This window comes from Pseudoxanthomonas sp. 97-1-1 (assembly GCF_057773125.1).
In genome coordinates, this window is record NZ_JBYMTJ010000002.1 from 13847 (window position 1) to 35220 (window position 21374).

Consider the following 21374-nt stretch of genomic DNA (forward strand, 5'->3'; position numbering starts at 1 on the left):
TGGGCGGGATCGCAGTCAGTTGGCAGGCACTTGCCGCCGTCGCGTTGACGGTCGGGCAGGTTGCCGGCTATACTTTTCCGTCTAGGTGGGCCGTATTGCGGCCTGCCTTCGTTTTCATGTCAAACAAGGCTCCGGCCTTCACACGAAGAACCCACTATGGCAACCGTCAATCAGCTGGTCCGCAAGCCGCGGCAGGCCCCCACGTACAAGAGCCAGTCGCCCGCGCTGGACAACTGCCCGCAGCGTCGCGGCGTGTGCACCCGCGTCTACACGACTACCCCGAAGAAGCCCAACTCGGCCCTTCGCAAGGTCGCCAAGGTGCGCCTGACCAACCAGGAAGAAATCATCAGCTACATCGGCGGTGAAGGCCACAACCTGCAGGAGCACTCCGTGGTGCTCGTGCGCGGCGGTCGCGTGAAGGATCTGCCGGGCGTGCGCTACCACACCGTGCGCGGTTCGCTCGACGCCTCCGGCGTCGCCAAGCGCCGCCAGGGCCGTTCCAAGTACGGCGCCAAGCGTCCCAAGGCTTAAGGAAAAAGAATCATGTCGCGTAAAGGCTCTGCCCCCCAACGTGAAGTCCTGCCGGATCCCAAGCACGGCAGCCAGACGATCGCCCGCTTCATCAACATGGTGATGCTGAGCGGCAAGAAGTCCGTTGCCGAGAAGATCGTCTACGGTGCCATGGACGTCATCGGCGAGAAGAACCCCAATGCCCTCGAGCTGGTCGAGAAGGCGCTGGACAATGTGTCCCCGGCGGTCGAAGTGAAGTCGCGTCGCGTCGGTGGCGCCACCTACCAGGTGCCGGTCGAAGTGCGTTCCTCGCGCCGCATGGCCCTGGCGATGCGCTGGCTGATCGAGTCCGCCCGCAAGCGCGGCGAGAACTCCATGCCGCGCAAGCTGGCTGCCGAACTGCTGGATGCCTCCGAGAACCGCGGCGGCGCCATCAAGAAGCGTGAAGAGACCCACCGCATGGCGGAAGCGAACAAGGCGTTCGCGCACTACCGCTGGTAACGGCCTCCGGGCCCTTGCGAACAAGGGCCTTTGGCACCATGTAGGTGCCCTTGGAGCGCGCTCCCGCGCTCCTCCCCGAAGGCCGCCGAAAGGCGGCATTCGGCCATCTGAAGATCCGCCCTCCACGGAAGGCCCAGGCATCCCGCCGGCCCTCCATCAGAAAAGAGAGACTGTCGTGGCTCGCACCACTCCCATCGAGCGTTACCGTAATTTCGGCATCATGGCGCACATCGACGCCGGCAAGACCACCACGTCCGAGCGCATCCTGTTCTACACCGGCGTCAGCCACAAGATCGGTGAAGTGCACGATGGTGCCGCGACCATGGACTGGATGGAGCAGGAGCAGGAGCGCGGCATCACCATCACGTCCGCCGCCACCACGGCGTTCTGGACGGGCATGGACAAGTCCCTGCCGCAGCACCGCTTCAACATCATCGATACCCCCGGCCACGTCGACTTCACCATCGAAGTCGAGCGTTCGCTGCGCGTGCTCGATGGCGCGGTGTTCGTGCTGTGCGCCGTCGGTGGCGTGCAGCCGCAGTCCGAGACCGTGTGGCGCCAGGCCAACAAGTACGCCGTGCCGCGCCTCGCGTTCGTCAACAAAATGGACCGTACCGGTGCCGATTTCGCCAAGGTCGTCGACCAGCTGAAGTCGCGCCTGGGCGCCTACCCGGTGCCGATGCAGGTCCCGGTCGGCGCCGAAGATGGCTTCGAGGGCGTCATCGACCTGCTGAAGATGAAGTACATCCATTGGGATGTGGCATCGCAGGGCACCAAGTTCGAGTACCGCGACATCCCCGCCGAGTTGGCTGACAAGGCGGCGGCGGATCGTGCCTTCATGGTGGAGGCTGCGGCCGAAGCCAGCGAAGCGCTGATGGACAAGTATCTCAACGAAGGCGACCTCTCCGAGGCCGAAATCATCGCCGGTCTGCGCGAGCGCACGCTGAAGGTGGAAGTGATCCCGGTCTACTGCGGCTCCGCGTTCAAGAACAAGGGCGTGCAGGCCATGCTGGACGGCGTGATCCAGCTGCTGCCGTCGCCGACGGATCGTCCGCCGGTGCAGGGCATCGACGAGAACGAGAAGGAAGACACCCGCAAGGCCGGTGACAACGAGCCGTTCTCCGCGCTCGCGTTCAAGATCATGACCGACCCGTTCGTGGGCTCGCTGACGTTCTTCCGCGTCTACTCGGGCGTGCTGAATTCCGGCGATGCGGTGTACAACCCGGTCAAGTCGAAGAAGGAGCGCGTGGGCCGCATCCTGCAGATGCACTCCAACCAGCGTGACGAAATCAAGGAAGTGCGCGCGGGCGACATCGCCGCCGCCGTGGGCCTGAAGGACGTCACCACGGGCGACACCCTGTGCTCGCTCGACCACATCATCACCCTGGAGCGCATGGTGTTCCCGGAGCCGGTCATCTCGATGGCAGTGGAGCCGAAGACCAAGTCCGACCAGGAGAAGATGGGTCTGGCCCTGGGCCGCCTGGCGCAGGAAGATCCCTCGTTCCGCGTCAAGACCGACGAGGAATCCGGCCAGACGATCATCTCCGGCATGGGCGAGCTGCACCTGGAAATCCTGGTGGACCGCATGAAGCGCGAGTTCAACGTGGAAGCCAACGTCGGCAAGCCGCAGGTGGCCTACCGCGAGACCATCCGCAAGGCGGTCAAGCAGGAAGGCAAGTTCGTGCGCCAGTCGGGCGGTCGCGGCCAGTACGGCCACATCGTCATCGAGATGTCGCCGGTCGAGCGTGGTGTCGGCTTCTCGTACGAAAGCGCCATCGTCGGTGGCGTGGTGCCGAAGGAATACGTCGCTGCGGCAGGCAAGGGCATCGAGGACGCATTGAAGAGTGGTCCGCTGGCCGGCTTCCCGGTGGTCGACATCGCCATCAAGGCGGTCGACGGTTCGTTCCATGACGTCGACTCGAACGAAATGGCGTTCAAGGTCGCCGGCTCGATGGCCTTCAAGGAAGCTTTCAGCAAGGCCCAACCGGTCCTGCTGGAGCCGATGATGAAGGTCGAGATCGTGACGCCGGAAGACTACCTGGGCGACGTGATGGGCGACGTGAGCCGTCGTCGCGGCATCCTGCAGGGTCAGGACGACAGTCCGTCCGGCAAGGTGATCGCCGCGATGGTGCCGCTGGGCGAAATGTTCGGCTACGCCACCACGCTGCGTTCGATGTCGCAGGGTCGCGCCACGTTCTCGATGGAGTTCGACCACTACGCGGAAGCGCCGGCCAACATCGCCGACGCGGTCGTCAAGAAGAACTAAAAGCCGTGATTGGTGATTCGGGATCCGTGATTCGCAAGAGCACGGATCCCGCTTCAAGCCAATCACTAATCACGAATCATGAATCACAGAGGTAAAGACAATGGCAAAGGGTAAGTTCGAACGCACCAAGCCCCACGTGAACGTGGGCACGATTGGTCACGTTGACCACGGCAAGACGACGCTGACGGCGGCGCTGACGAAGATCGGCGCGGAGCGTTTCGGTGGCGAGTTCAAGGCGTACGACGCGATCGACGCAGCGCCGGAAGAGAAGGCGCGCGGCATCACGATCTCGACCGCGCACGTGGAATACGAATCTGCCGCGCGCCACTACGCGCACGTGGATTGCCCGGGCCACGCCGACTACGTGAAGAACATGATCACCGGTGCCGCCCAGATGGACGGCGCGATCCTGGTGTGCTCGGCCGCTGACGGCCCGATGCCGCAGACCCGCGAGCACATCCTGCTCTCGCGTCAGGTCGGCGTGCCGTACATCGTCGTGTTCCTGAACAAGGCCGACATGGTGGACGATGCCGAGCTGCTGGAGCTGGTGGAGATGGAAGTCCGCGAACTGCTGAGCAAGTACGAGTTCCCGGGCGACGACACCCCGATCATCTCGGGCTCGGCCCGCCTGGCGCTGGAAGGCGACCAGAGCGAGATCGGCGTGCCGGCGATCCTGAAGCTGGTGGACGCGCTGGACACCTGGATCCCGACCCCGGAGCGCGACGTCGACAAGCCGTTCCTGATGCCGGTGGAAGACGTGTTCTCGATCTCGGGCCGCGGCACCGTGGTGACCGGCCGTATCGAGCGCGGCGTGATCAAGGTGGGCGAGGAAATCGAGATCGTCGGTATCCGTCCGACCCAGAAGACCACGGTCACGGGCGTGGAAATGTTCCGCAAGCTGCTGGACCAGGGTCAGGCGGGCGACAACGCCGGTCTGCTGCTGCGCGGCACCAAGCGTGACGACGTGGAGCGTGGCCAGGTGCTGGCCAAGCCGGGTTCGATCACCCCGCACACCGAGTTCGAAGCCGAAGTTTACGTGCTGAGCAAGGACGAAGGCGGCCGCCACACCCCGTTCTTCAAGGGTTACCGTCCGCAGTTCTACTTCCGCACGACCGACATCACGGGCGCCGTGACCCTGCCGGAAGGCGTGGAAATGGTGATGCCGGGTGACAACATCAAGATGGTGGTCACCCTGATCAACCCGGTGGCGATGGACGAAGGTCTGCGTTTCGCGATCCGCGAAGGCGGCCGTACCGTCGGCGCCGGCGTGGTGGCCAAGATCATCAAGTAAGCCCCTGCGGTCCCGGCGAGGACTCGCCGGACAGCGACAAGGGCGGACCGGAACCTCGGTCCGCCTCTTTTTTGCAGAAATTCCATGGTTTTATGCGATGGGATGCTGCAAAACAGCAATACCTGCGCTATGATGCGCGCCCCTTGATAGCCGCTTGGCTGGATGGGAATCGCATGATCCGCCAGCGCCCCCTGGGAGGCCGCTGGTTCTACCGCGAAAAGAGGTGCAGGAAGCGCCTCGTGTTCGCCAGACACGGAGTGTCGCGTGCCTGCCTGCAAGGCCTTCGGGTCGGGCAGGGTATCCCGGTTGTTGACGGGATATGTCACGCGCTCTATACTTTCATGTCTGGGCGGGCCGGTTTACCGGCCTGCCTAGTTTTTCAGGAAGAATCCCCAGCCGATTCCGGTGCTGCCCGTCCGTGGAGTCCTCGCGGCCGGTGGGGAACTGGAACAGCTTGGACTAACCGGGGCAAGGCATCCCAGAGGCCGCGCCCGTCGCTCTTTAACGAAGGAAATTCCGTCATGGCGGACCAAAAGATCCGAATCCGGCTCAAGGCGTACGATCATCGTCTGATCGACCGCTCGGCCAGCGAGATCGTCGAGACGGCAAAGCGGACCGGCGCGCAAGTGCGCGGCCCGATCCCGCTGCCGACCAAGATCGAGCGCTACACCATCCTGGTTTCCCCGCACGTCGACAAGGACGCGCGTGACCAGTACGAAACCCGCACGCACAAGCGCGTGCTCGACATCGTCGACCCCAACGACAAGACCGTGGACGCGCTGATGAAGCTCGAGCTGGCGGCTGGCGTCGACGTCCAGATCAAGCTGACCTGAGGCCAACGACCATGACCGCGAAGAAATATTCGTTGGGTCTCGTCGGCCGCAAGGCTGGCATGACCCGGGTGTTCACCGAGGACGGCAAGTCCATTCCGGTGACGCTGATCGAAGCAACCCCGAACCGCATCACCCAGATCAAGACCCCCGAAGTCGATGGCTACAGCGCCGTGCAGGTTGCCGTGGGCACCCGTCGTGCCTCGCTGATCACCAAGCCTGTCGCCGGTCACCTGGCCAAGGCCAAGGTCGAAGCCGGTCGTGGCCTGTGGGAGCTGCGCGTGGAAGCCGACAAGCTGGGCGACTTCAGTGTCGGCGGCGAGATCAAGGCCGACATCTTTGAAGTCGGCCAGATCGTCGACGTCCAGGGCGTCACCAAGGGCAAGGGCTTCCAGGGCACCATCAAGCGCTGGAACTTCCGCATGGGTGATGCCACCCACGGTAACTCGCTGTCGCATCGCGCGCCGGGTTCGCTGGGTCAGCGCCAGACGCCGGGCCGCGTGTTCCCGGGCAAGAAGATGTCCGGCCACATGGGTGCCGCGCAGCAGAGCACGCAGAACCTGGAAGTCGTCCGCGTGGACGCCGAGCGCGGCCTGATCGCCGTCCGCGGCGCCGTGCCGGGTGCGCCGGGTGGCGACGTGATCGTCCGTCCGGCGAGCAAGGGTTGAGGAGAACGACCATGGAACTAGCCATTACAGGTAGCGCCAACAAGCTGTCGGTCTCCGACGACGTGTTCGGCCGCGAATTCAGCGAGGATCTGGTCCACCAGGTCGTCGTTGCCTACCGCAACGCCGGTCGTGCCGGCACCAAGGCGCAGAAGACGCGCGCCGAAGTCAACGGCACCACCAAGAAGTCCAAAAAGCAGAAAGGTGGCGGTGCCCGTCACGGTGCCCTGACCGCGCCGATCTTCGTCGGCGGCGGCGTGACCTTCGCGGCCAAGCCGCGCAGCTTCGCGCAGAAGGTGAACCGCAAGATGTACCGCGCGGCCATCAGCTCGATCCTGTCCGAGCTGAACCGCCAGAACCGCCTGAAGGTCGTGGAAGCGTTCGATGTGGACGCCACCAAGACCAGCGCCCTGATCGAAAAGCTGAAGGGCCTGGACCTGGGTCAGCGCCCGCTGATCGTCACCGAGGATGCCTCCGAGCACCTGTACCTGTCGGCCCGCAACCTTCCCTACGTGGAAGTGCGTGACGTGCAGGGCCTGGACCCGGCTGCGCTGGTGGGTGCCGACTCCGTGCTGATCACGGCCGATGCCGTCAAGAAGATCGAGGAGTGGCTGGCATGATCAGCAACGAAAAGATTTTTGCCGTGCTGCGTGCTCCGCGTGTCTCCGAAAAGACCGTGCGCCTGCAGGAACTCTCCAACCAATACGTCTTCGAAGTCTCGAACGAAGCCACCAAGGCCGATGTCAAAGCCGCGGTCGAGCAGCTGTTCGACGTCAAGGTCGAGGCGGTCAACGTGGTGAACGTGAAGGGCAAGAACAAGTCCTTCCGCAACCGCGCCGGCCGTCGCGGCGACTGGCGCAAGGCGTACGTGCGTCTTGCCGATGGCCAAGCCATCGACGTGTCGGCCAAGGCCTGAGGTAGACCCACATGCCATTGATGAAATTCAAACCCACCTCTCCCGGTCGCCGTTCGGCGGTCCGCGTGGTGACGCCTGACCTGCACAAGGGTGCCCCGCATGCTGCGCTGCTGGAGAAGCAGAGCAAGACCGGCGGTCGCAACCACCATGGTCGCATCACCACCCGTCATATCGGCGGTGGCCACAAGCAGCATTACCGCCTCATCGACTTCAAGCGCGACAAGGAAGGCATCCCGGCGCGCGTGGAGCGGATCGAATACGATCCCAACCGCACCGCGCACATCGCGCTGCTGTGCTACGTCGATGGCGAGCGTCGCTACATCATCGCCCCCAAGGGCCTGAAGGCAGGTGACCAGGTCATCGCCGGCAGCGACGCGCCGATCAAGGCAGGCAACACGCTGCCGCTGCGCAACATCCCGGTCGGTACGACGATCCACGGCATCGAGCTGAAGCCGGGCAAGGGCGCGCAGATCGCCCGTGCCGCCGGCGCCGCCGTGCAGCTGGTCGCTCGCGAGCAGGGTTTCGCCACGCTGCGCCTCCGCTCCGGCGAAATGCGCAAGGTGCAGGTCGAGTGCCGCGCCACCGTCGGTGAAGTCGGCAACGACGAACACAGCCTGGAGAAGCTCGGCAAGGCCGGCGCCAAGCGCTGGCGCGGCGTCAAGCCGACCGTCCGCGGCGCAGCCATGAACCCCGTCGACCACCCGCACGGTGGTGGTGAGGCCAAGGCCGGCCAGGGCAACCCGCATCCGGTCACCCCGTGGGGTGTGCCGACCAAGGGTTACAAGACGCGCAAGAACAAGCGCACGCAGCAATTCATCGTCCGCGATCGTAGGGGCTAATCGACCATGGCACGTTCACTCAAGAAGGGCCCGTTCGTCGATCACCACCTCGTCAAGAAGGTGGAGGCCGCGGGCGGCAGCAAGAAGCCGATCAAGACCTGGTCGCGCCGTTCGATGATCCTGCCGGAAATGGTGGGCTTCACGATCGCCATCCACAACGGCAAGAACCACGTTCCGGTGCTGGTCAACGAGAACATGGTCGGCCACAAGCTCGGCGAATTTGCCGTCACCCGGACCTTCAAGGGTCACGGTGGCGACAAGAAAGCCGGCGGCAAGAAGTAAGGGAGATGACCATGGAAGCGAAAGCCATCCTGCGCACCGCGCGCATCTCCCCCCAGAAAGCCCGCCTGGTCGCTGACCAGGTGCGGGGCCTGCCGGCCGAGCGCGCCGTCAACCTGCTGAAGTTCTCGGACAAGAAGGCTGCCCACCTGATCAAGAAGGTCGTGGAGTCCGCCATCGCCAATGCCGAGAACAACCAGGGCGCCGACGTCGACGAGCTGAAGGTCAAGACCATCATGGTCGACGAAGGTCCGATGCTGAAGCGTTTCATGGCCCGTGCCAAGGGTCGTGGTACCCGCATTCTGAAGCGCACCAGCCACATCACCGTGGTCGTGGGCGAGGGTAAATAAATATGGGTCACAAAGTTCATCCGACCGGTATCCGCCTGGGCATCGCCAAGGACTGGAATTCGAAGTGGTTCGCCAACAAGCGTGACTACGCCGAATACCTGGCCGCGGACCTCAAGGTACGCGAGATGCTTCGCAAGAAGCTGGCGCAGGCAGGCATTTCCAAGATCCTGATCGAGCGCCCGGCCAAGACCGCCCGCGTGACCATTCACACCGCCCGTCCGGGCGTGGTGATCGGCAAGCGCGGTGAGGACATCGAGAAGCTGCGCAAGGAAGTGAGCGACCTGATGGGCGTCCCGGCGCACATCAATGTCACCGAGGTGCGCAAGCCCGAGCTGGACGCGCAGTTGGTGTCCGAGTCGATCGCGCAGCAGCTGGAACGCCGCATCATGTTCCGCCGCGCCATGAAGCGCGCTGTCGGCAACGCGATGCGCCTGGGTGCCCTGGGCATCAAGGTCAACGTGGCCGGCCGCTTGAACGGTGCGGAAATCGCCCGTTCCGAGTGGTACCGCGAAGGCCGCGTGCCGCTGCACACGCTGCGTGCCGACATCGATTACGGTTTTGCCGAGGCGAAGACCACCTACGGCATCATCGGCATCAAGGTGTGGGTCTACAAGGGCGAAATCTTCGATTTCAGCCAGGTGGGTCAGGAGAAGCAGGACGACGCGCGCCCCGAGCGCAGCGAACGTCCGTCGCGCCCGGCCCGTGACCGCGACGCGAGGTAATCAGTCATGTTGCAACCCAAGCGAACCAAATACCGCAAGATGCACAAGGGCCGTAATGAAGGCCTGAGCTGGAACGGTAACCTCGTCAGTTTCGGCGAGTACGGCCTGAAGGCCACGGCGCACGGTCAGCTGACCGCGCGCCAGATCGAAGCAGCGCGTCGTTCCATCAGCCGTTACGTGAAGCGTGGCGGCAAGATGTGGATCCGTGTGTTCCCCGACAAGCCGATCACCAAGAAGCCCATCGAAGTCCGCATGGGCTCCGGTAAGGGCAACGTCGAATACTGGGTCGCCCAGATCCAGCCGGGCCGCATGATCTATGAAATCGAAGGCGTCAGCGAGGACATCGCGCGCGAGGCGTTCCGCCTGGCCGCCGCCAAGCTGTCCGTCACCACCACTTTCGTGACCCGGACGGTGCGCTAATGGAACTCAAGCAACTCCGCGAGAAGTCGGCTGACGAACTGAAGGCCCACCTGACCGAGCTGCGCAAGGAGCAATTTTCCCTGCGCATGCAGAAGGTCACCGGCCAGCTGCCGAAGACCCACGAAACCCGCCGTGTCCGCCGCGAGATCGCTCGCGTCAAGACGCTGCTCGGCAGCCAGAAGTAAGGAGCGCCCAAGATGAGCGATAACAAAGACAAAGCGCAACGCACCATCGAAGGCCGCGTCGTCAGCAACAAGATGGACAAGACGGTCACCATCCTGGTGGAGCGTCAGGTCAAGCACGCCCTGTACGGCAAGTACATCAAGCGTTCCACCAAGCTGCACGCGCACGACGCGGACAACAGCTGCAAGGAAGGCGACGTGGTGCGTGTGACCGAGATCGCCCCGATGTCCAAGACCAAGAACTGGCGCGTGGTGGAAATCATCACCCGCGCGGCTGAATAAGAGGAGATCTGAATCATGATCCAGATGCAGAGCTACCTTGACGCGGCCGACAATTCCGGCGCCAAGGAACTGATGTGCATCAAGGTGCTGGGCGGCTCGAAGCGCCGTTACGCCGGCATCGGTGACATCATCAAGGTGACCGTCAAGGACGCCATTCCGCGCGGCAAGGTCAAGAAGGGCGAAGTCTACGACGCCGTGGTCGTGCGTACCCGCAAGGGCGTCCGCCGCCCCGACGGTTCGCTGATCCGCTTCGACGGCAACGCCGCCGTGCTGCTCAACAACAAGCAGGAGCCGATCGGTACCCGCATCTTCGGGCCTGTGACCCGCGAGCTGCGTTCCGAGAAGTTCATGAAGATCGTTTCGCTCGCGCCTGAAGTGCTCTGAGCGGAGGACATAGAAATGGCAAACCGTATAAAGAAGGGCGACCAGGTAGTCGTCACCGCCGGCAAGGACAAGGGCAAGAAGGGCGACGTGGTGCGCGTGGATGGTGACCGTGTGGTCGTCTCCAACGTCAACGTCGTCAAGCGCCATACCAAGCCGAACCCCCAGGCCGGCGTGGCTGGTGGCGTGGTCGAGCGCGAAGCCTCGATCCACATTTCCAATGTCGCGCTGTTCAACCCGGCAACGGGCAAGGGCGAGCGTATCGGTTTCAAGGTGCTGGAGGATGGACGCAAACTGCGTGTGTTCCGCTCCAGCGGTGAGGCGCTCGACGCCTGAGGAATGTTATGACCACCCGTCTCGAAAAAATCTACAAGGAAGAAGTGGCGCCGGCTCTGATGAAGAAGTTCGGCTACACCAATCCGATGGAAGTGCCGAAGATCACCAAGATCACCATCAACATGGGTGTGGGTGAAGCGGCGACCAACAAGAAGATCCTGGAAAACGCCATGGCCGACCTGGCCAAGATCACCGGCCAGAAGCCGATCACGACCAAGTCCCGCGTCTCGGTGGCTTCGTTCAAGATCCGCGACGGTTGGCCGATCGGCTGCAAGGTCACGCTGCGTCGCGCCAAGATGTACGAGTTCCTGGATCGCCTGATCAGCATCTCGCTGCCGCGCGTCCGCGACTTCCGTGGCGTGTCCGGCCGTTCGTTCGACGGTCGCGGCAACTACAACATGGGCGTGAAGGAACAGATCATCTTCCCGGAAATCGACTTCGACGCCGTCGACGCGATCCGCGGCATGGATATCGCCATCACGACGACCGCCAAGAACGACGCCGAAGCCAAGGCGCTGCTCGAAGCGTTCAAGTTCCCGTTCCGCAACTGATTCGCTAGGAAACCGACATCATGGCAAAGACCTCGATGGTCAACCGCGACATCAAGCGGGAAAAGCTGGCCAAGCAGTACGCCGCCAAGCGCGACGCGCTGAAGAAGATCATCTCCAGCCAGAATGCGTCGTACGAAGAGAAGGCCGACGCGGTCATCAAGCTGCAGAAGCTGCCGCGCGACTCCTCGCCGAGCCGCCAGCGCAACCGTTGCGAGCTGTCCGGTCGTTCGCGTGGCGTGTACCGCAAGTTCGGCCTCGGCCGCAACATGCTGCGCAAGGCCACCATGAACGGCGACGTGCCCGGTCTGCGCAAGGCCAGCTGGTAATCCGCCCGGGACGCTTTCTAGAAGGGGTGTCCCAGTGGCTTGAATGACGAGTCCGGCACATGCCGGACTCGTTGTTGTACAATGTTCGGCTCCCGCAGCCAGGCTGGGGGAGGGCTGGGGAACCGGCCGCCCGCCTGGGGGTTTCCAGGGACAATGCAAGATTTTCGCGAAAGCGGATATCGGTGCTACTCATAAGGCAGACTCTAATGAGCATGACTGATCCCATCGCCGACATGCTGGTGCGCATTCGCAATGCCGCCGCTGTTGGCAAGCCGACGGTGAAGATGCCGTCCTCCAAGATCAAGACCTCGATCGCCAACGTCCTCAAGGCGGAAGGCTACATCGGCGACGTCCGCGTGACGAAGACCGAGAACAACAAGGCCGAGCTCGAGATCGTCCTGAAGTACTTCGAAGGCAAGCCGGTCATCGAGAAGCTGAGCCGCGTGTCCCGTTCGGGCCTGCGCCAGTATCGTGGCAAGGCGGAACTGCCGAAGGTCCTCGGTGGCCTCGGCGTTGCCATCATCTCCACTTCCAAGGGCATCATGACCGATGCGCAGGCCCGTGCGGCCGGCGTTGGTGGTGAAGTCCTGTGCTTCGTGGCCTAAGCGAAGGAGCCCAGACATGTCCCGCGTAGCCAAGAAGCCGATCAATCTCCCCAAGGGCGTCGAACTGAACGCCCAGGGTGAAACCCTCAACGTCAAGGGCCCGAAGGGCACCCTGTCCATCGCCAAGCCGGCCGGCGTCGAACTCAACGTCGACAACGGTACGGTGAACCTGTCGCCGGTCACCCCGGCCGACGACGCCATCACCGGCACCATCCGCGCGATCCTGGCCAACATGGTCAAGGGCGTGTCGGACGGTTTCGAGCGCAAGCTCGAGCTGGTCGGCGTGGGTTACCGCGCCGCGATGCAGGGCAAGGACCTGAACCTGTCGCTGGGTTTCTCCCACCCGATCCTGTTCAAGACGCCGGAAGGCATCACCATCGCCACCCCGACCCAGACCGAAATCCTGGTGCAGGGCGCCGACAAGCAGCGCGTGGGTGAAGTCGCCGCCAAGATCCGCGGCTTCCGTCCGCCGGAGCCCTACAAGGGCAAGGGCGTGAAGTACTCCGACGAAACCATCATCCGCAAGGAAGCGAAGAAGGCCTAACCGGGCTTTCGGCTTCGAGGAACCAGATCATGAGCATCAAGAACACCGCCCGCCTGCGCCGCGCCAAGTCGACCCGCGCGCATATCCGCGAACTCGGCGTGCCGCGCCTGTCGGTGCTGCGCACCGGCCAGCACATCTACGCCCAGCTGTTCACCGCCGATGGCTCCAAGGTCATCGCATCGGCGAACACGCTGCAGTCCGATGTCAAGGATGGCCTGAAGAACGGCAAGAACAGCGATGCCGCTGCCCGCGTGGGCAAGTTCATCGCCGAGCGCGCCAAGGCCGAGGGCATCGAGAAGGTTGCATTCGATCGTTCGGGCTACCGCTACCACGGCCGCATCAAGGCCTTGGCAGATGCGGCCCGCGAAGGCGGCCTGCAGTTCTAACCTTGCAAGGCATGGGGGCAACCCCATGCCCTGACCTGTCGGCGCGGGCTGCGCCGGGCGCGGTCGCTCTTCTGCAGCGACCGTCGCGTCACCGTTCCATACCACAACCATAAGCGGCCAAGCCGTACATACCTCATCAACCAAGGAATTCAAGCAATGGCAGAAGAACGTCAACCGCGGGGTCGTGATCGCGACCGCAACCGCGAAGAGAAAGTCGACGACGGCATGATCGAGAAGCTGGTCGCGGTCAACCGCGTCAGCAAGACGGTCAAGGGCGGTCGCCAGTTCACCTTCACCGCGCTGACGGTGGTGGGCGACGGCAACGGCAAGATCGGTTTCGGTTACGGCAAGGCACGCGAAGTCCCGGTCGCCATCCAGAAGTCGATGGAATATGCCCGCAAGGGCATGCTGAACGTCGATCTGAACAACGGTACGTTGTGGCACCCGGTGAAGGCCGGTCACGGTGCGGCCCGCGTGTTCATGCAGCCGGCCTCGGAAGGTACGGGCGTCATCGCCGGCGGTGCCATGCGTGCCGTGCTGGAAGCGGTGGGCGTGAAGAACGTGCTGGCGAAAGCCGTCGGTTCACGCAACCCGATCAACCTGGTGCGCGCCACGCTGAAGGGCCTGAGCGACATGCAGTCGCCGACCCGCATCGCGGCCAAGCGCGGCAAGAAGGTGGAGGAACTCCTCAATGGCTAACGAGTCCAACAAGACCGTCAAGGTGCGCCTGGTGCGTGGCCTGCGTGGTTCCCGGGCCGTGCACCGCCTGTCGGTGAAGGCACTGGGCCTGAACAAGTTGAACGATGTGCGTGAACTGAAGGACAGCCCGCAGGTACGCGGCCTGATCAACAAGGTTCACTACCTCGTCAAGGTCGAGGAGTAATTCAGATGCGTCTCAATACTTTGAAGCCCGCCGACGGCGCCCGCACCGAACGCACCCGCGTCGGTCGCGGCATCGGTTCCGGCCTGGGCAAGACGGCCGGTCGCGGCCACAAGGGCTCGTTCGCGCGCTCGGGCAAGGGCAAGATCAAGGCGAAGTTCGAAGGCGGCCAGATGCCGCTGATCAAGCGACTGCCGAAGGTCGGTTTCCGCTCCAAGCTGAAGCTGGACTGCGCCGAAGTGCTGTCGTACCAGCTCGAGAAGTTGGAAGCCGGCGAGATCGATTTCGCCGCGCTGCGCGCCGCCAAGCTGGTGCCCAGCACCGCCAAGCGCGCCAAGATCGTCAAGAAGGGCGAACTGACCAAAAAGTTCGTGCTGAAGGGCGTGGCCGCCACGGCCGGTGCCAAGGCCGCCATCGAGGCTGCCGGCGGCAGCGTGCAGGAGTAACGGACGCATGGCGCAGGGTAATGCCGCCGGTGCGCTGGCAGGCGCAGGCAAGTTCACCGAACTCCGCCAGCGCCTGCTGTTCGTGCTGGGCGCGCTGATTGTCTACCGGATCGGCTGTTTCATCCCGGTTCCGGGCGTCAATCCCGATGCCATGCTTGCGATGATGCAGGCGCAGGGCGGCGGCATCGTGGACATGTTCAACATGTTCTCGGGCGGCGCCCTGCACCGTTTCAGCATCTTCGCGCTGAACGTCATGCCCTACATCTCGGCGTCGATCGTGATGCAGCTGGGCGTGCACATCTTCCCCAGCCTCAAGGCGCTGCAGAAGGAAGGCGAATCCGGTCGCCGCAAGATCACCCAGTACTCGCGCATCGGCGCGGTGCTGCTGGCGGTCGTGCAGGGCGGCAGCATTGCCACTGCGCTGCAGAACCAGGTCGCTCCGGGCGGCATGCCGGTGGTGTACGCGCCGGGCATGGGTTTCGTGCTGACCGCCGTGGTCGCGTTGACGGCAGGCACCATCTTCCTGATGTGGCTGGGCGAGCAGGTGACCGAGCGCGGCATCGGCAACGGTGTTTCGCTGATCATCTTCGCGGGCATCGTGGCAGGCCTGCCGGGTGCGGTCATCCAGACCGTGGGCGCCTTCCGCGACGGCACGCTGAGCTTCATCTCGCTGCTGGTCATTGCGGTGGTGGTGCTGGGCTTCACGTTCCTCGTGATCTTCGTGGAACGCGGGCAGCGCAGGATCACGGTGAACTACGCGCGCCGCCAAGGTGGCCGCAACGCGTACATGAACCAGACCTCGTTCCTGCCGCTCAAGCTCAACATGGCCGGTGTGATCCCGCCGATCTTCGCGTCCAGCATCCTGGCTTTCCCGGCCACGCTGGCGATGTGGTCCGGCCAGAACAGCGGTGCCACCACGTGGCTGCAGCGTATTTCCAATGCGCTCGCCCCGGGTGAACCGCTGCACATGATCGTGTTCGCGGCGATGATCATCGGGTTTGCCTTCTTCTACACGGCGCTGGTGTTCAACTCGCAGGAAACGGCCGAGAACCTGAAGAAGTCGGGTGCGCTGATTCCCGGCATCCGTCCTGGCAAGGCTACCGCCGACTACGTCGACGGCGTGCTGACCCGGCTGACGGCGATCGGTTCGCTCTATCTGGTGGCGGTCTGTCTGCTGCCGGAAGTGATGCGCACCCAGCTGGGCACCTCGTTCTACTTCGGCGGCACCTCGCTGCTGATCGTGGTGGTGGTGGTGATGGACTTCATTGCGCAGATCCAGGCGCACCTGATGTCCCACCAGTACGAGAGCCTGCTGAAGAAGGCCAATCTGAAGGGCGGTTCGCGGGGCGGTCTTGCCCCCCGTGGCTGAGGTATAATCGCGGGCTTACCGCACCAGCCCGGCCCTCATGGCCGGCTGACTTAGATGGGCGGCCCCCGCAGCGATCCGGTGCGGGGGTGCGAACCAGCCAGTCCCTGCGCCAGAGTAGCGCGGGCGGGGCGGGGCAGGGGGAAACCCCGGTCCCGCACCAGGCAGGTTCCGGCGCCGGAGCATGGGCACACTCCCCATGCCGGTTCGTGCTCGGCTCTGCCGGCACGGGCTTCCCGCAAACACCGGATCTTGTTACAATTTCCAGTTCACTCCGCCTGTCTGCGCGAATCCCGCAAGGGACGACCGTACACGGGCCAATACTCACAGTTGGAGAACCGCGTCATGGCGCGTATTGCAGGTGTCAACCTGCCTGCCCAGAAGCATGTCTGGGTCGGTTTGCAAAGCATTTTCGGCATTGGCCGTACCCGTTCCAAGAAGGTCTGCGAAGCCGCCGGCGTCGCCTCGACCACCAAGATCCGCGACCTGTCGGAGCCGGAAGTCGAGCGCCTGCGCGCCGAAGTCGGCAAGTACGTGGTCGAGGGCGACCTGCGCCGTGAAGTCGGCATCGCGATCAAGCGCCTGATGGACCTGGGTTGCTATCGCGGTCTGCGTCATCGCCGCGGCCTGCCGCTGCGTGGCCAGCGCACCCGCACCAATGCACGCACCCGCAAGGGTCCGCGCAAAGCCATCAAGAAGTAAGGGGCGACCATCATGGCCAAGCCAGCTGCTGCCAAAGTCAAGAAGAAGATCAAGCGCGTCATCACCGACGGCGTCGCCCACGTCCACGCTTCTTTCAACAACACCATCGTCACCATCACCGACCGTCAGGGCAACGCATTGTCGTGGGCCACGTCGGGCGGCGCGGGTTTCCGTGGTTCGCGCAAGTCCACTCCGTTCGCTGCCCAGGTCGCCGCCGAAAAGGCCGGCCGTGCCGCGCTGGACTACGGCGTGAAGTCGTTGGAAGTGCGCATCAAGGGTCCGGGTCCGGGCCGCGAGTCGGCCGTGCGTTCGTTGAACAACGTCGGCTACAAGATCACCAACATCATCGACGTGACGCCCATCCCGCACAACGGGTGCCGTCCGCCGAAAAAGCGTCGCGTCTAAAGGGGGCGATAAGAAATGGCTCGTTATATCGGTCCTACCTGTAAGCTCGCGCGCCGCGAAGGCGCCGACCTGTCGCTCAAGAGCCCGGCCCGTGCGCTGGACTCCAAGTGCAAGCTGGAGCAGAAGCCCGGCCAGCATGGCGCGACCGCCCGCAAGGGCAAGCTGTCCGACTACGCCACCCAGCTGCGTGAGAAGCAGAAGGTCAAGCGTATCTACGGTCTGCTGGAGCGTCAGTTCCGCAACTACTACAAGAAGGCCTCGACCAAGAAGGGCAACACCGGCGAGAACCTGCTGCAGTTGCTCGAGACCCGTCTCGACAACGTCATCTACCGCATGGGCTTCGCCGTGACCCGTCCGGCCGCTCGCCAGCTGGTCTCGCACCGTGGCGTGCTGGTCAACGGCAAGCCGGTCAACCTGCCTTCCTACCAGGTCAAGGCCGGTGACGCGATCGCGCTGTCGGAGAAGGCCCAGAAGCAGCTCCGCGTGCAGGAGTCGCTGACGGTCGCCGAGCAGCTCGACCTGAACCCCTCGTGGGTCGAAGTCGATGCGAAGAAGTTCAGCGGCGTGTTCAAGGCAGTGCCGGCGCGTTCGGACCTGCCCGCCGACATCAACGAAGCGCTGATCGTCGAGTTGTACTCGAAGTAATTCATTCACGCACCCCCGGGCGACCGGGGGACCGCAGGAGACAAAGCAACATGACGGGTATTACTCAGCAAGTGCTGCGCCCCCGCGGCCCGCAGATCGAGCGCCTGAGCGGCAATCGTGCAAAAGTGGTCATCGAACCGCTGGAGCGTGGTTACGGTCATACGCTCGGCAATGCGTTGCGCCGCGTGCTGCTGTCGTCGATTCCCGGCTTCGCGATCACCGAAGTCGAGATCGATGGCGTGCTGCACGAATACAGCACCATCGAAGGCATGCAGGAAGACGTGCTGGAAGTGCTGTTGAACCTGAAGGATGTGGCCATCCGCATCCATAGCGGCGACTCCTCCACGCTCAGCCTGGCCAAGCAGGGCCCGGGCGTGGTCACCGCCGGCGACATCAAGACCGACCACAACGTCGAGATCCTCAACCCGGAACTGGTCATCTGCAACCTGACCAAGGACACGGCGCTGAACATGCGCCTGAAGATCGAGCGCGGCTTCGGCTACCAGCCGGCCGCCGCCCGCCGTCGTCCGGATGAAGAAACCCGTGCGATTGGTCGCCTGGTGCTGGACGCCTCGTTCTCGCCGGTCCGTCGCGTCGCGTATGCGGTGGAAGCCGCACGCGTCGAGCAGCGTACCGACCTGGACAAGCTGGTCCTGGACATCGAAACCAACGGCACGATCGACGCCGAGGAAGCCGTGCGCACCGCCGCCGACATCCTCAGCGACCAGCTGTCGGTGTTCGGCGACTTCACGCACCGCGATCGCGGCGCGCCGAAGCAGGCTGCCAGCGGCGTGGATCCGGTGCTACTGCGCCCGATCGACGACCTGGAACTGACGGTGCGTTCGGCCAACTGCCTGAAGGCAGAGAGCATCTACTACATCGGCGACCTGATCCAGAAGACGGAAGTCGAACTGCTCAAGACCCCCAACCTCGGCAAGAAGTCGCTCACCGAGATCAAGGAAGTCCTGGCGCAGCGCGGCCTGTCGTTGGGCATGAAGCTGGAGAACTGGCCGCCGGCCGGTGTCGCCCAGCACGGCATGCTCGGCTGATCGAAGCAATACGGAGCTCCCGCGTCCGCGCGGGAGTCTCCCTGAAGCAGCACCCTCGTCGACGGGCCTGAAGGCCCGCGGCACTCCGGTCAAGGATGGCCGGTCAGGACCAACCGCAGTCCACTGTTCCAGCGCCTGGATGGCGACAACGAAGTCCAACGTCCCAACATTCACCAGGAATCCAACCCATGCGCCACCAGAAAGCCGGCCGCAAGTTCAGCCGCACCAGCGCCCATCGCGAAGCGATGTTCCGCAACATGGCTGCTTCGCTCATCAAGCACGGCCTGATCCGTACCACCCTGCCGAAGGCCAAGGAACTGCGCCGCGTCGCGGAACCGCTGATCACCCTCGGCAAGATCGATGGCGTTGCCAACCGTCGTCTGGCGTTCGCCCGCCTGCGCGACAAGGAAGCCGTCGGCACCCTGTTCACCACGCTCGGCCCGCGCTACCAGTCGCGTCCGGGTGGCTACCTGCGCATCCTGAAGTGCGGTTTCCGCGCCGGCGACAACGCCCCGATGGCGTACGTCGAGCTGGTCGACCGTCCGGAAGCGGCGGCCGAGTAAGCTCCGCCGTCCTGCAGGACACCAGAAACCCCGGCCAGCGCCGGGGTTTTTGTTTTTGAGGCGCTATTTCGTACCCGGCGCGGATGCGGCAGGACGTCGCAGGGTGACGTGCGGGGCGGCGGGCATGGATAATGCGGGCACGACCTCACGTCATGGGTGCCGATGAATCCTCTCCGCTGGAGTTTCCGCGCGCAGTGCTTCCTGGGTTTCGCGATCTGTGCGGGCCTGCTCGGCTATGCCCTGTACGTGCAGTTCGTCCACCAGTTGGAACCGTGTCCGTTCTGCATCTTCCAGCGACTCGCCTTTGCAGCGACCGGCGTACTGTTCCTGCTCGGCGCGCTGCATGGCCCCCGCCGCCCGACGGGACGGCGCGTCTACGGGTTCCTGGCGTTCCTCGGTGCTGCCACCGGCATCGGGATTGCGGGCAAGCACGTGTGGGTGCAGTTGTATCCGCCGTTGATGCCAAGCTGCGGTCCCGGCTGGGACTACATGATCGAGAACAACACCTGGCTCGGTGTCGTGCAGAAAGTGCTCTCCGCCAAGGGAGACTGCAGCACCATCGACTGGAGTTTCCTTGGGCTGACCATGCCGATGTGGAGCCTGGTGTGGTTCGTGCTGCTGGCCGTGTGGGCGCTATGGATCGGATTCCGCGCGCGCAGGACCTCGACCTTCCGCTGATTTGACGCGGCGCACCAATCTGGCACGATGGTGGGCCCCCAGGAGTCCGCCATGAACCCGTCCGACCGCAACCTGCGCGCCGTCACCTTGCCGCCTCATTGGGCGCCGGACAGCTGGCGCGCGCGGACGGCGATGCAGATGCCGACCTACCCGGACGCCGACGCGCTGGAGGCGGCGCTCGGCGAGTTGCGCCAGTTGCCGCCATTGGTGACGTCGTGGGAGATCTTCTCGCTGAAAAAGCAGTTGGCCGAGGCGCAGGAAGGCAAGCGCTTCCTGCTGCAGGGTGGCGACTGCGCGGAGAACTTCAGCGACTGCGAATCCGGGTTGATCTCCAACCGGCTGAAGGTGCTGCTGCAGATGAGCCTGGTACTGGTGCACGGCCTGCGCCTGCCAGTCGTGCGCGTGGGCCGCTTCGCCGGCCAGTACGCCAAGCCGCGTTCGGCCGACATGGAAACGCGCGACGGCGTCAGCTTGCCGAGCTATCGCGGCGACGTGGTCAATGCGCCCGACTTCACGGCCGAAGCGCGCCGCCCCGATCCGCGCCGCATGATCAAGGCGCATGCGCGTTCGGCGATGACGATGAACTTCGTGCGGGCGCTGATCGACGGCGGTTTCGCCGACCTGCACCACCCGGAGTACTGGAACCTCAACTGGGTGGGCTATTCGCCGCTGGCGAATGAATACCAGCACATGGTCACCTCGATCGGTGACGCGGTAAGGTTCATGGAGACGTTGTCGGGCGCCGAGGTGCACAACCTCAACCGCATCGACTTCTACACCTCGCACGAAGCGCTGCTGCTGCCTTACGAGGAAGCGCTGACACGCGAAGTGCCCCGCCAGTGGGGCTGGTTCAACCTCAGCACCCATTATCCGTGGATCGGCATGCGGACGGCGGCGGTGGATGGCGCGCATGTGGAGTACCTGCGGGGCGTGCGCAATCCGATCGCGATCAAGGTCGGTCCGTCGGTCACGCCGGATCAGCTGCTGCGCCTCATCGACGTGTTGAATCCGGAAGACGAAGCGGGTCGCCTGACCTTCATCCATCGCATGGGCGCCGCGCAGATCGCCGAGAAGCTCCCACCCTTGCTGGACGCGGTCCGTCGCGACGGCCGTCGCGTGCTCTGGGTCTGCGATCCCATGCATGGCAATACCGAAAGCACGAGCAACGGGTTCAAGACGCGTCGCTTCGACAATGTGCGTGGCGAGGTGGAACAGTCGTTCGACCTGCATGCGGCGGCCGGCACGCGCCTGGGCGGCGTGCATCTGGAACTGACCGGCGAGGACGTCACCGAATGCACCGGGGGTGCGCGGGAGCTCACGGACGTGGATCTGGAGCGCGCCTATCGTTCCACTGTCGATCCGCGCCTGAACTACGAGCAGTCGCTGGAGATCGCGATGTGCATCGTGCGCAAGCAGAACCAGCTGGCGACGCCAACGGCGCGATAGGCCCGCCGCCGT

At 64.1% G+C, this 21374-nt stretch carries 33 protein-coding genes; all 33 read left to right on the top strand.

What is annotated here, in order from left to right:
• Positions 1 to 156: 156 nt before the first annotated feature.
• Positions 157 to 531 (top strand): 30S ribosomal protein S12, encoded by a 375-nt coding sequence (gene rpsL, locus AC3DET_RS07180; protein ID WP_055945224.1) that lies wholly within the window; start codon positions 157 to 159, stop codon positions 529 to 531.
• Positions 532 to 543: 12 nt separating this feature from the next.
• Positions 544 to 1011 carry a 30S ribosomal protein S7 gene (gene rpsG / locus AC3DET_RS07185; protein ID WP_192201789.1) on the top strand — a complete coding sequence of 156 codons (468 nt, stop codon included), beginning with the start codon at positions 544 to 546 and terminating at the stop codon, positions 1009 to 1011.
• A gap of 175 nt (positions 1012 to 1186) precedes the next feature.
• The gene (gene fusA / locus AC3DET_RS07190; RefSeq protein WP_337731294.1) at positions 1187 to 3277 is read left to right on the top strand and encodes an elongation factor G; all 2091 of its coding nucleotides are present in this window, start codon (positions 1187 to 1189) and stop codon (positions 3275 to 3277) included.
• 100 nt (positions 3278 to 3377) lie between these two features.
• Complete coding sequence (gene tuf / locus AC3DET_RS07195) at positions 3378 to 4568, top strand: elongation factor Tu (RefSeq protein WP_056879796.1); 1191 nt, start codon at positions 3378 to 3380, stop codon at positions 4566 to 4568.
• Positions 4569 to 5089: 521 nt separating this feature from the next.
• Positions 5090 to 5401 (top strand): 30S ribosomal protein S10, encoded by a 312-nt coding sequence (rpsJ, locus tag AC3DET_RS07200; protein ID WP_027070119.1) that lies wholly within the window; start codon positions 5090 to 5092, stop codon positions 5399 to 5401.
• Between the two features lie 11 nt (positions 5402 to 5412).
• A complete protein-coding gene (gene rplC / locus AC3DET_RS07205; RefSeq protein ID WP_192201786.1) occupies positions 5413 to 6066 on the top strand; it encodes a 50S ribosomal protein L3 in 654 nt (217 codons plus the stop codon).
• An 11-nt stretch (positions 6067 to 6077) separates the two neighbouring features.
• Positions 6078 to 6683 carry a 50S ribosomal protein L4 gene (gene rplD, locus AC3DET_RS07210; RefSeq protein ID WP_093296344.1) on the top strand — a complete coding sequence of 202 codons (606 nt, stop codon included), beginning with the start codon at positions 6078 to 6080 and terminating at the stop codon, positions 6681 to 6683.
• Positions 6680 to 6979 carry a 50S ribosomal protein L23 gene (gene rplW, locus AC3DET_RS07215; RefSeq protein WP_192201784.1) on the top strand — a complete coding sequence of 100 codons (300 nt, stop codon included), beginning with the start codon at positions 6680 to 6682 and terminating at the stop codon, positions 6977 to 6979. Before rplD ends, rplW begins: the two co-directional genes overlap by 4 nt.
• Positions 6980 to 6990: 11 nt before the next feature.
• The gene (rplB, locus tag AC3DET_RS07220) at positions 6991 to 7818 is read left to right on the top strand and encodes a 50S ribosomal protein L2 (RefSeq protein WP_093296347.1); all 828 of its coding nucleotides are present in this window, start codon (positions 6991 to 6993) and stop codon (positions 7816 to 7818) included.
• Positions 7819 to 7824: 6 nt separating this feature from the next.
• Entirely contained in the window at positions 7825 to 8100 is a 276-nt protein-coding gene (gene rpsS / locus AC3DET_RS07225) for a 30S ribosomal protein S19 (RefSeq protein WP_055941277.1), read from the top strand.
• Between the two features lie 11 nt (positions 8101 to 8111).
• Positions 8112 to 8447, top strand: a complete 336-nt coding sequence (rplV, locus tag AC3DET_RS07230; protein WP_055943295.1) for a 50S ribosomal protein L22 — start codon at positions 8112 to 8114, stop codon at positions 8445 to 8447.
• 2 nt (positions 8448 to 8449) lie between these two features.
• On the top strand, positions 8450 to 9169 hold the full coding sequence (gene rpsC / locus AC3DET_RS07235; protein ID WP_142124596.1) for a 30S ribosomal protein S3: 720 nt from the start codon (positions 8450 to 8452) through the stop codon (positions 9167 to 9169).
• Between the two features lie 6 nt (positions 9170 to 9175).
• On the top strand, positions 9176 to 9589 hold the full coding sequence (gene rplP / locus AC3DET_RS07240) for a 50S ribosomal protein L16 (protein ID WP_056878822.1): 414 nt from the start codon (positions 9176 to 9178) through the stop codon (positions 9587 to 9589).
• Complete coding sequence (gene rpmC, locus AC3DET_RS07245; RefSeq protein WP_055941284.1) at positions 9589 to 9774, top strand: 50S ribosomal protein L29; 186 nt, start codon at positions 9589 to 9591, stop codon at positions 9772 to 9774. Before rplP ends, rpmC begins: the two co-directional genes overlap by 1 nt.
• A gap of 12 nt (positions 9775 to 9786) precedes the next feature.
• Entirely contained in the window at positions 9787 to 10053 is a 267-nt protein-coding gene (gene rpsQ, locus AC3DET_RS07250; protein WP_055941286.1) for a 30S ribosomal protein S17, read from the top strand.
• Between the two features lie 15 nt (positions 10054 to 10068).
• Complete coding sequence (gene rplN / locus AC3DET_RS07255; protein ID WP_013535986.1) at positions 10069 to 10437, top strand: 50S ribosomal protein L14; 369 nt, start codon at positions 10069 to 10071, stop codon at positions 10435 to 10437.
• A gap of 15 nt (positions 10438 to 10452) precedes the next feature.
• Positions 10453 to 10770 carry a 50S ribosomal protein L24 gene (gene rplX, locus AC3DET_RS07260; protein ID WP_142124593.1) on the top strand — a complete coding sequence of 106 codons (318 nt, stop codon included), beginning with the start codon at positions 10453 to 10455 and terminating at the stop codon, positions 10768 to 10770.
• A gap of 8 nt (positions 10771 to 10778) precedes the next feature.
• Positions 10779 to 11321, top strand: a complete 543-nt coding sequence (gene rplE, locus AC3DET_RS07265) for a 50S ribosomal protein L5 (RefSeq protein ID WP_488391187.1) — start codon at positions 10779 to 10781, stop codon at positions 11319 to 11321.
• Positions 11322 to 11341: 20 nt separating this feature from the next.
• Entirely contained in the window at positions 11342 to 11647 is a 306-nt protein-coding gene (gene rpsN / locus AC3DET_RS07270; protein WP_192201782.1) for a 30S ribosomal protein S14, read from the top strand.
• A gap of 206 nt (positions 11648 to 11853) precedes the next feature.
• On the top strand, positions 11854 to 12252 hold the full coding sequence (gene rpsH / locus AC3DET_RS07275) for a 30S ribosomal protein S8 (protein WP_162109785.1): 399 nt from the start codon (positions 11854 to 11856) through the stop codon (positions 12250 to 12252).
• 16 nt (positions 12253 to 12268) lie between these two features.
• Positions 12269 to 12796 (top strand): 50S ribosomal protein L6, encoded by a 528-nt coding sequence (rplF, locus tag AC3DET_RS07280; RefSeq protein ID WP_192201780.1) that lies wholly within the window; start codon positions 12269 to 12271, stop codon positions 12794 to 12796.
• A gap of 29 nt (positions 12797 to 12825) precedes the next feature.
• Positions 12826 to 13182: a 50S ribosomal protein L18 gene (gene rplR, locus AC3DET_RS07285; RefSeq protein WP_192201777.1), complete on the top strand. Its 357-nt coding sequence runs from the start codon at positions 12826 to 12828 to the stop codon at positions 13180 to 13182.
• Positions 13183 to 13338: 156 nt separating this feature from the next.
• Complete coding sequence (gene rpsE, locus AC3DET_RS07290) at positions 13339 to 13881, top strand: 30S ribosomal protein S5 (protein ID WP_055941300.1); 543 nt, start codon at positions 13339 to 13341, stop codon at positions 13879 to 13881.
• Positions 13874 to 14065 (top strand): 50S ribosomal protein L30, encoded by a 192-nt coding sequence (gene rpmD, locus AC3DET_RS07295; RefSeq protein ID WP_142124590.1) that lies wholly within the window; start codon positions 13874 to 13876, stop codon positions 14063 to 14065. The genes rpsE and rpmD overlap by 8 nt, the downstream gene beginning before the upstream one ends.
• The gene (gene rplO, locus AC3DET_RS07300) at positions 14065 to 14508 is read left to right on the top strand and encodes a 50S ribosomal protein L15 (protein ID WP_185742067.1); all 444 of its coding nucleotides are present in this window, start codon (positions 14065 to 14067) and stop codon (positions 14506 to 14508) included. The genes rpmD and rplO overlap by 1 nt, the downstream gene beginning before the upstream one ends.
• Before the next feature lie 7 nt (positions 14509 to 14515).
• Positions 14516 to 15877, top strand: a complete 1362-nt coding sequence (secY, locus tag AC3DET_RS07305) for a preprotein translocase subunit SecY (RefSeq protein ID WP_488391188.1) — start codon at positions 14516 to 14518, stop codon at positions 15875 to 15877.
• A gap of 342 nt (positions 15878 to 16219) precedes the next feature.
• Positions 16220 to 16576: a 30S ribosomal protein S13 gene (rpsM, locus tag AC3DET_RS07310; protein ID WP_062352394.1), complete on the top strand. Its 357-nt coding sequence runs from the start codon at positions 16220 to 16222 to the stop codon at positions 16574 to 16576.
• Positions 16577 to 16588: 12 nt separating this feature from the next.
• On the top strand, positions 16589 to 16981 hold the full coding sequence (rpsK, locus tag AC3DET_RS07315) for a 30S ribosomal protein S11 (protein WP_055941307.1): 393 nt from the start codon (positions 16589 to 16591) through the stop codon (positions 16979 to 16981).
• 15 nt (positions 16982 to 16996) lie between these two features.
• Entirely contained in the window at positions 16997 to 17626 is a 630-nt protein-coding gene (gene rpsD / locus AC3DET_RS07320) for a 30S ribosomal protein S4 (protein ID WP_055941309.1), read from the top strand.
• Positions 17627 to 17676: 50 nt separating this feature from the next.
• Positions 17677 to 18675: a DNA-directed RNA polymerase subunit alpha gene (locus AC3DET_RS07325; RefSeq protein ID WP_142124588.1), complete on the top strand. Its 999-nt coding sequence runs from the start codon at positions 17677 to 17679 to the stop codon at positions 18673 to 18675.
• 188 nt (positions 18676 to 18863) lie between these two features.
• Positions 18864 to 19238 carry a 50S ribosomal protein L17 gene (gene rplQ / locus AC3DET_RS07330; protein WP_192201773.1) on the top strand — a complete coding sequence of 125 codons (375 nt, stop codon included), beginning with the start codon at positions 18864 to 18866 and terminating at the stop codon, positions 19236 to 19238.
• Between the two features lie 162 nt (positions 19239 to 19400).
• A complete protein-coding gene (locus AC3DET_RS07335; RefSeq protein WP_337731293.1) occupies positions 19401 to 19916 on the top strand; it encodes a disulfide bond formation protein B in 516 nt (171 codons plus the stop codon).
• A 51-nt stretch (positions 19917 to 19967) separates the two neighbouring features.
• On the top strand, positions 19968 to 21362 hold the full coding sequence (locus AC3DET_RS07340; protein ID WP_488391189.1) for a class II 3-deoxy-7-phosphoheptulonate synthase: 1395 nt from the start codon (positions 19968 to 19970) through the stop codon (positions 21360 to 21362).
• The last annotated feature ends 12 nt before the right edge of the window (positions 21363 to 21374 follow it).

Excerpts from the sequence above, each read along its gene's own strand:
- rpsL (WP_055945224.1), top strand. The coding sequence starts at position 157 with ATGGCAACCGTCAATCAGCTGGTCCGCAAGCCGCGGCAGGCCCCCACG.
- rpsG (WP_192201789.1), top strand. The coding sequence starts at position 544 with ATGTCGCGTAAAGGCTCTGCCCCCCAACGTGAAGTCCTGCCGGATCCC.
- tuf (WP_056879796.1), top strand. The coding sequence starts at position 3,378 with ATGGCAAAGGGTAAGTTCGAACGCACCAAGCCCCACGTGAACGTGGGC.
- rpsJ (WP_027070119.1), top strand. The coding sequence starts at position 5,090 with ATGGCGGACCAAAAGATCCGAATCCGGCTCAAGGCGTACGATCATCGT.
- rplC (WP_192201786.1), top strand. The coding sequence starts at position 5,413 with ATGACCGCGAAGAAATATTCGTTGGGTCTCGTCGGCCGCAAGGCTGGC.
- rplD (WP_093296344.1), top strand. The coding sequence starts at position 6,078 with ATGGAACTAGCCATTACAGGTAGCGCCAACAAGCTGTCGGTCTCCGAC.
- rplW (WP_192201784.1), top strand. The coding sequence starts at position 6,680 with ATGATCAGCAACGAAAAGATTTTTGCCGTGCTGCGTGCTCCGCGTGTC.
- rplB (WP_093296347.1), top strand. The coding sequence starts at position 6,991 with ATGCCATTGATGAAATTCAAACCCACCTCTCCCGGTCGCCGTTCGGCG.
- rpsS (WP_055941277.1), top strand. The coding sequence starts at position 7,825 with ATGGCACGTTCACTCAAGAAGGGCCCGTTCGTCGATCACCACCTCGTC.
- rplV (WP_055943295.1), top strand. The coding sequence starts at position 8,112 with ATGGAAGCGAAAGCCATCCTGCGCACCGCGCGCATCTCCCCCCAGAAA.
- rpsC (WP_142124596.1), top strand. The coding sequence starts at position 8,450 with ATGGGTCACAAAGTTCATCCGACCGGTATCCGCCTGGGCATCGCCAAG.
- rplP (WP_056878822.1), top strand. The coding sequence starts at position 9,176 with ATGTTGCAACCCAAGCGAACCAAATACCGCAAGATGCACAAGGGCCGT.
- rpmC (WP_055941284.1), top strand. The coding sequence starts at position 9,589 with ATGGAACTCAAGCAACTCCGCGAGAAGTCGGCTGACGAACTGAAGGCC.
- rpsQ (WP_055941286.1), top strand. The coding sequence starts at position 9,787 with ATGAGCGATAACAAAGACAAAGCGCAACGCACCATCGAAGGCCGCGTC.
- rplN (WP_013535986.1), top strand. The coding sequence starts at position 10,069 with ATGATCCAGATGCAGAGCTACCTTGACGCGGCCGACAATTCCGGCGCC.
- rplX (WP_142124593.1), top strand. The coding sequence starts at position 10,453 with ATGGCAAACCGTATAAAGAAGGGCGACCAGGTAGTCGTCACCGCCGGC.
- rplE (WP_488391187.1), top strand. The coding sequence starts at position 10,779 with ATGACCACCCGTCTCGAAAAAATCTACAAGGAAGAAGTGGCGCCGGCT.
- rpsN (WP_192201782.1), top strand. The coding sequence starts at position 11,342 with ATGGCAAAGACCTCGATGGTCAACCGCGACATCAAGCGGGAAAAGCTG.
- rpsH (WP_162109785.1), top strand. The coding sequence starts at position 11,854 with ATGAGCATGACTGATCCCATCGCCGACATGCTGGTGCGCATTCGCAAT.
- rplF (WP_192201780.1), top strand. The coding sequence starts at position 12,269 with ATGTCCCGCGTAGCCAAGAAGCCGATCAATCTCCCCAAGGGCGTCGAA.
- rplR (WP_192201777.1), top strand. The coding sequence starts at position 12,826 with ATGAGCATCAAGAACACCGCCCGCCTGCGCCGCGCCAAGTCGACCCGC.
- rpsE (WP_055941300.1), top strand. The coding sequence starts at position 13,339 with ATGGCAGAAGAACGTCAACCGCGGGGTCGTGATCGCGACCGCAACCGC.
- rpmD (WP_142124590.1), top strand. The coding sequence starts at position 13,874 with ATGGCTAACGAGTCCAACAAGACCGTCAAGGTGCGCCTGGTGCGTGGC.
- secY (WP_488391188.1), top strand. The coding sequence starts at position 14,516 with ATGGCGCAGGGTAATGCCGCCGGTGCGCTGGCAGGCGCAGGCAAGTTC.
- rpsM (WP_062352394.1), top strand. The coding sequence starts at position 16,220 with ATGGCGCGTATTGCAGGTGTCAACCTGCCTGCCCAGAAGCATGTCTGG.
- rpsK (WP_055941307.1), top strand. The coding sequence starts at position 16,589 with ATGGCCAAGCCAGCTGCTGCCAAAGTCAAGAAGAAGATCAAGCGCGTC.
- rpsD (WP_055941309.1), top strand. The coding sequence starts at position 16,997 with ATGGCTCGTTATATCGGTCCTACCTGTAAGCTCGCGCGCCGCGAAGGC.
- AC3DET_RS07325 (WP_142124588.1), top strand. The coding sequence starts at position 17,677 with ATGACGGGTATTACTCAGCAAGTGCTGCGCCCCCGCGGCCCGCAGATC.
- rplQ (WP_192201773.1), top strand. The coding sequence starts at position 18,864 with ATGCGCCACCAGAAAGCCGGCCGCAAGTTCAGCCGCACCAGCGCCCAT.
- AC3DET_RS07335 (WP_337731293.1), top strand. The coding sequence starts at position 19,401 with ATGAATCCTCTCCGCTGGAGTTTCCGCGCGCAGTGCTTCCTGGGTTTC.
- AC3DET_RS07340 (WP_488391189.1), top strand. The coding sequence starts at position 19,968 with ATGAACCCGTCCGACCGCAACCTGCGCGCCGTCACCTTGCCGCCTCAT.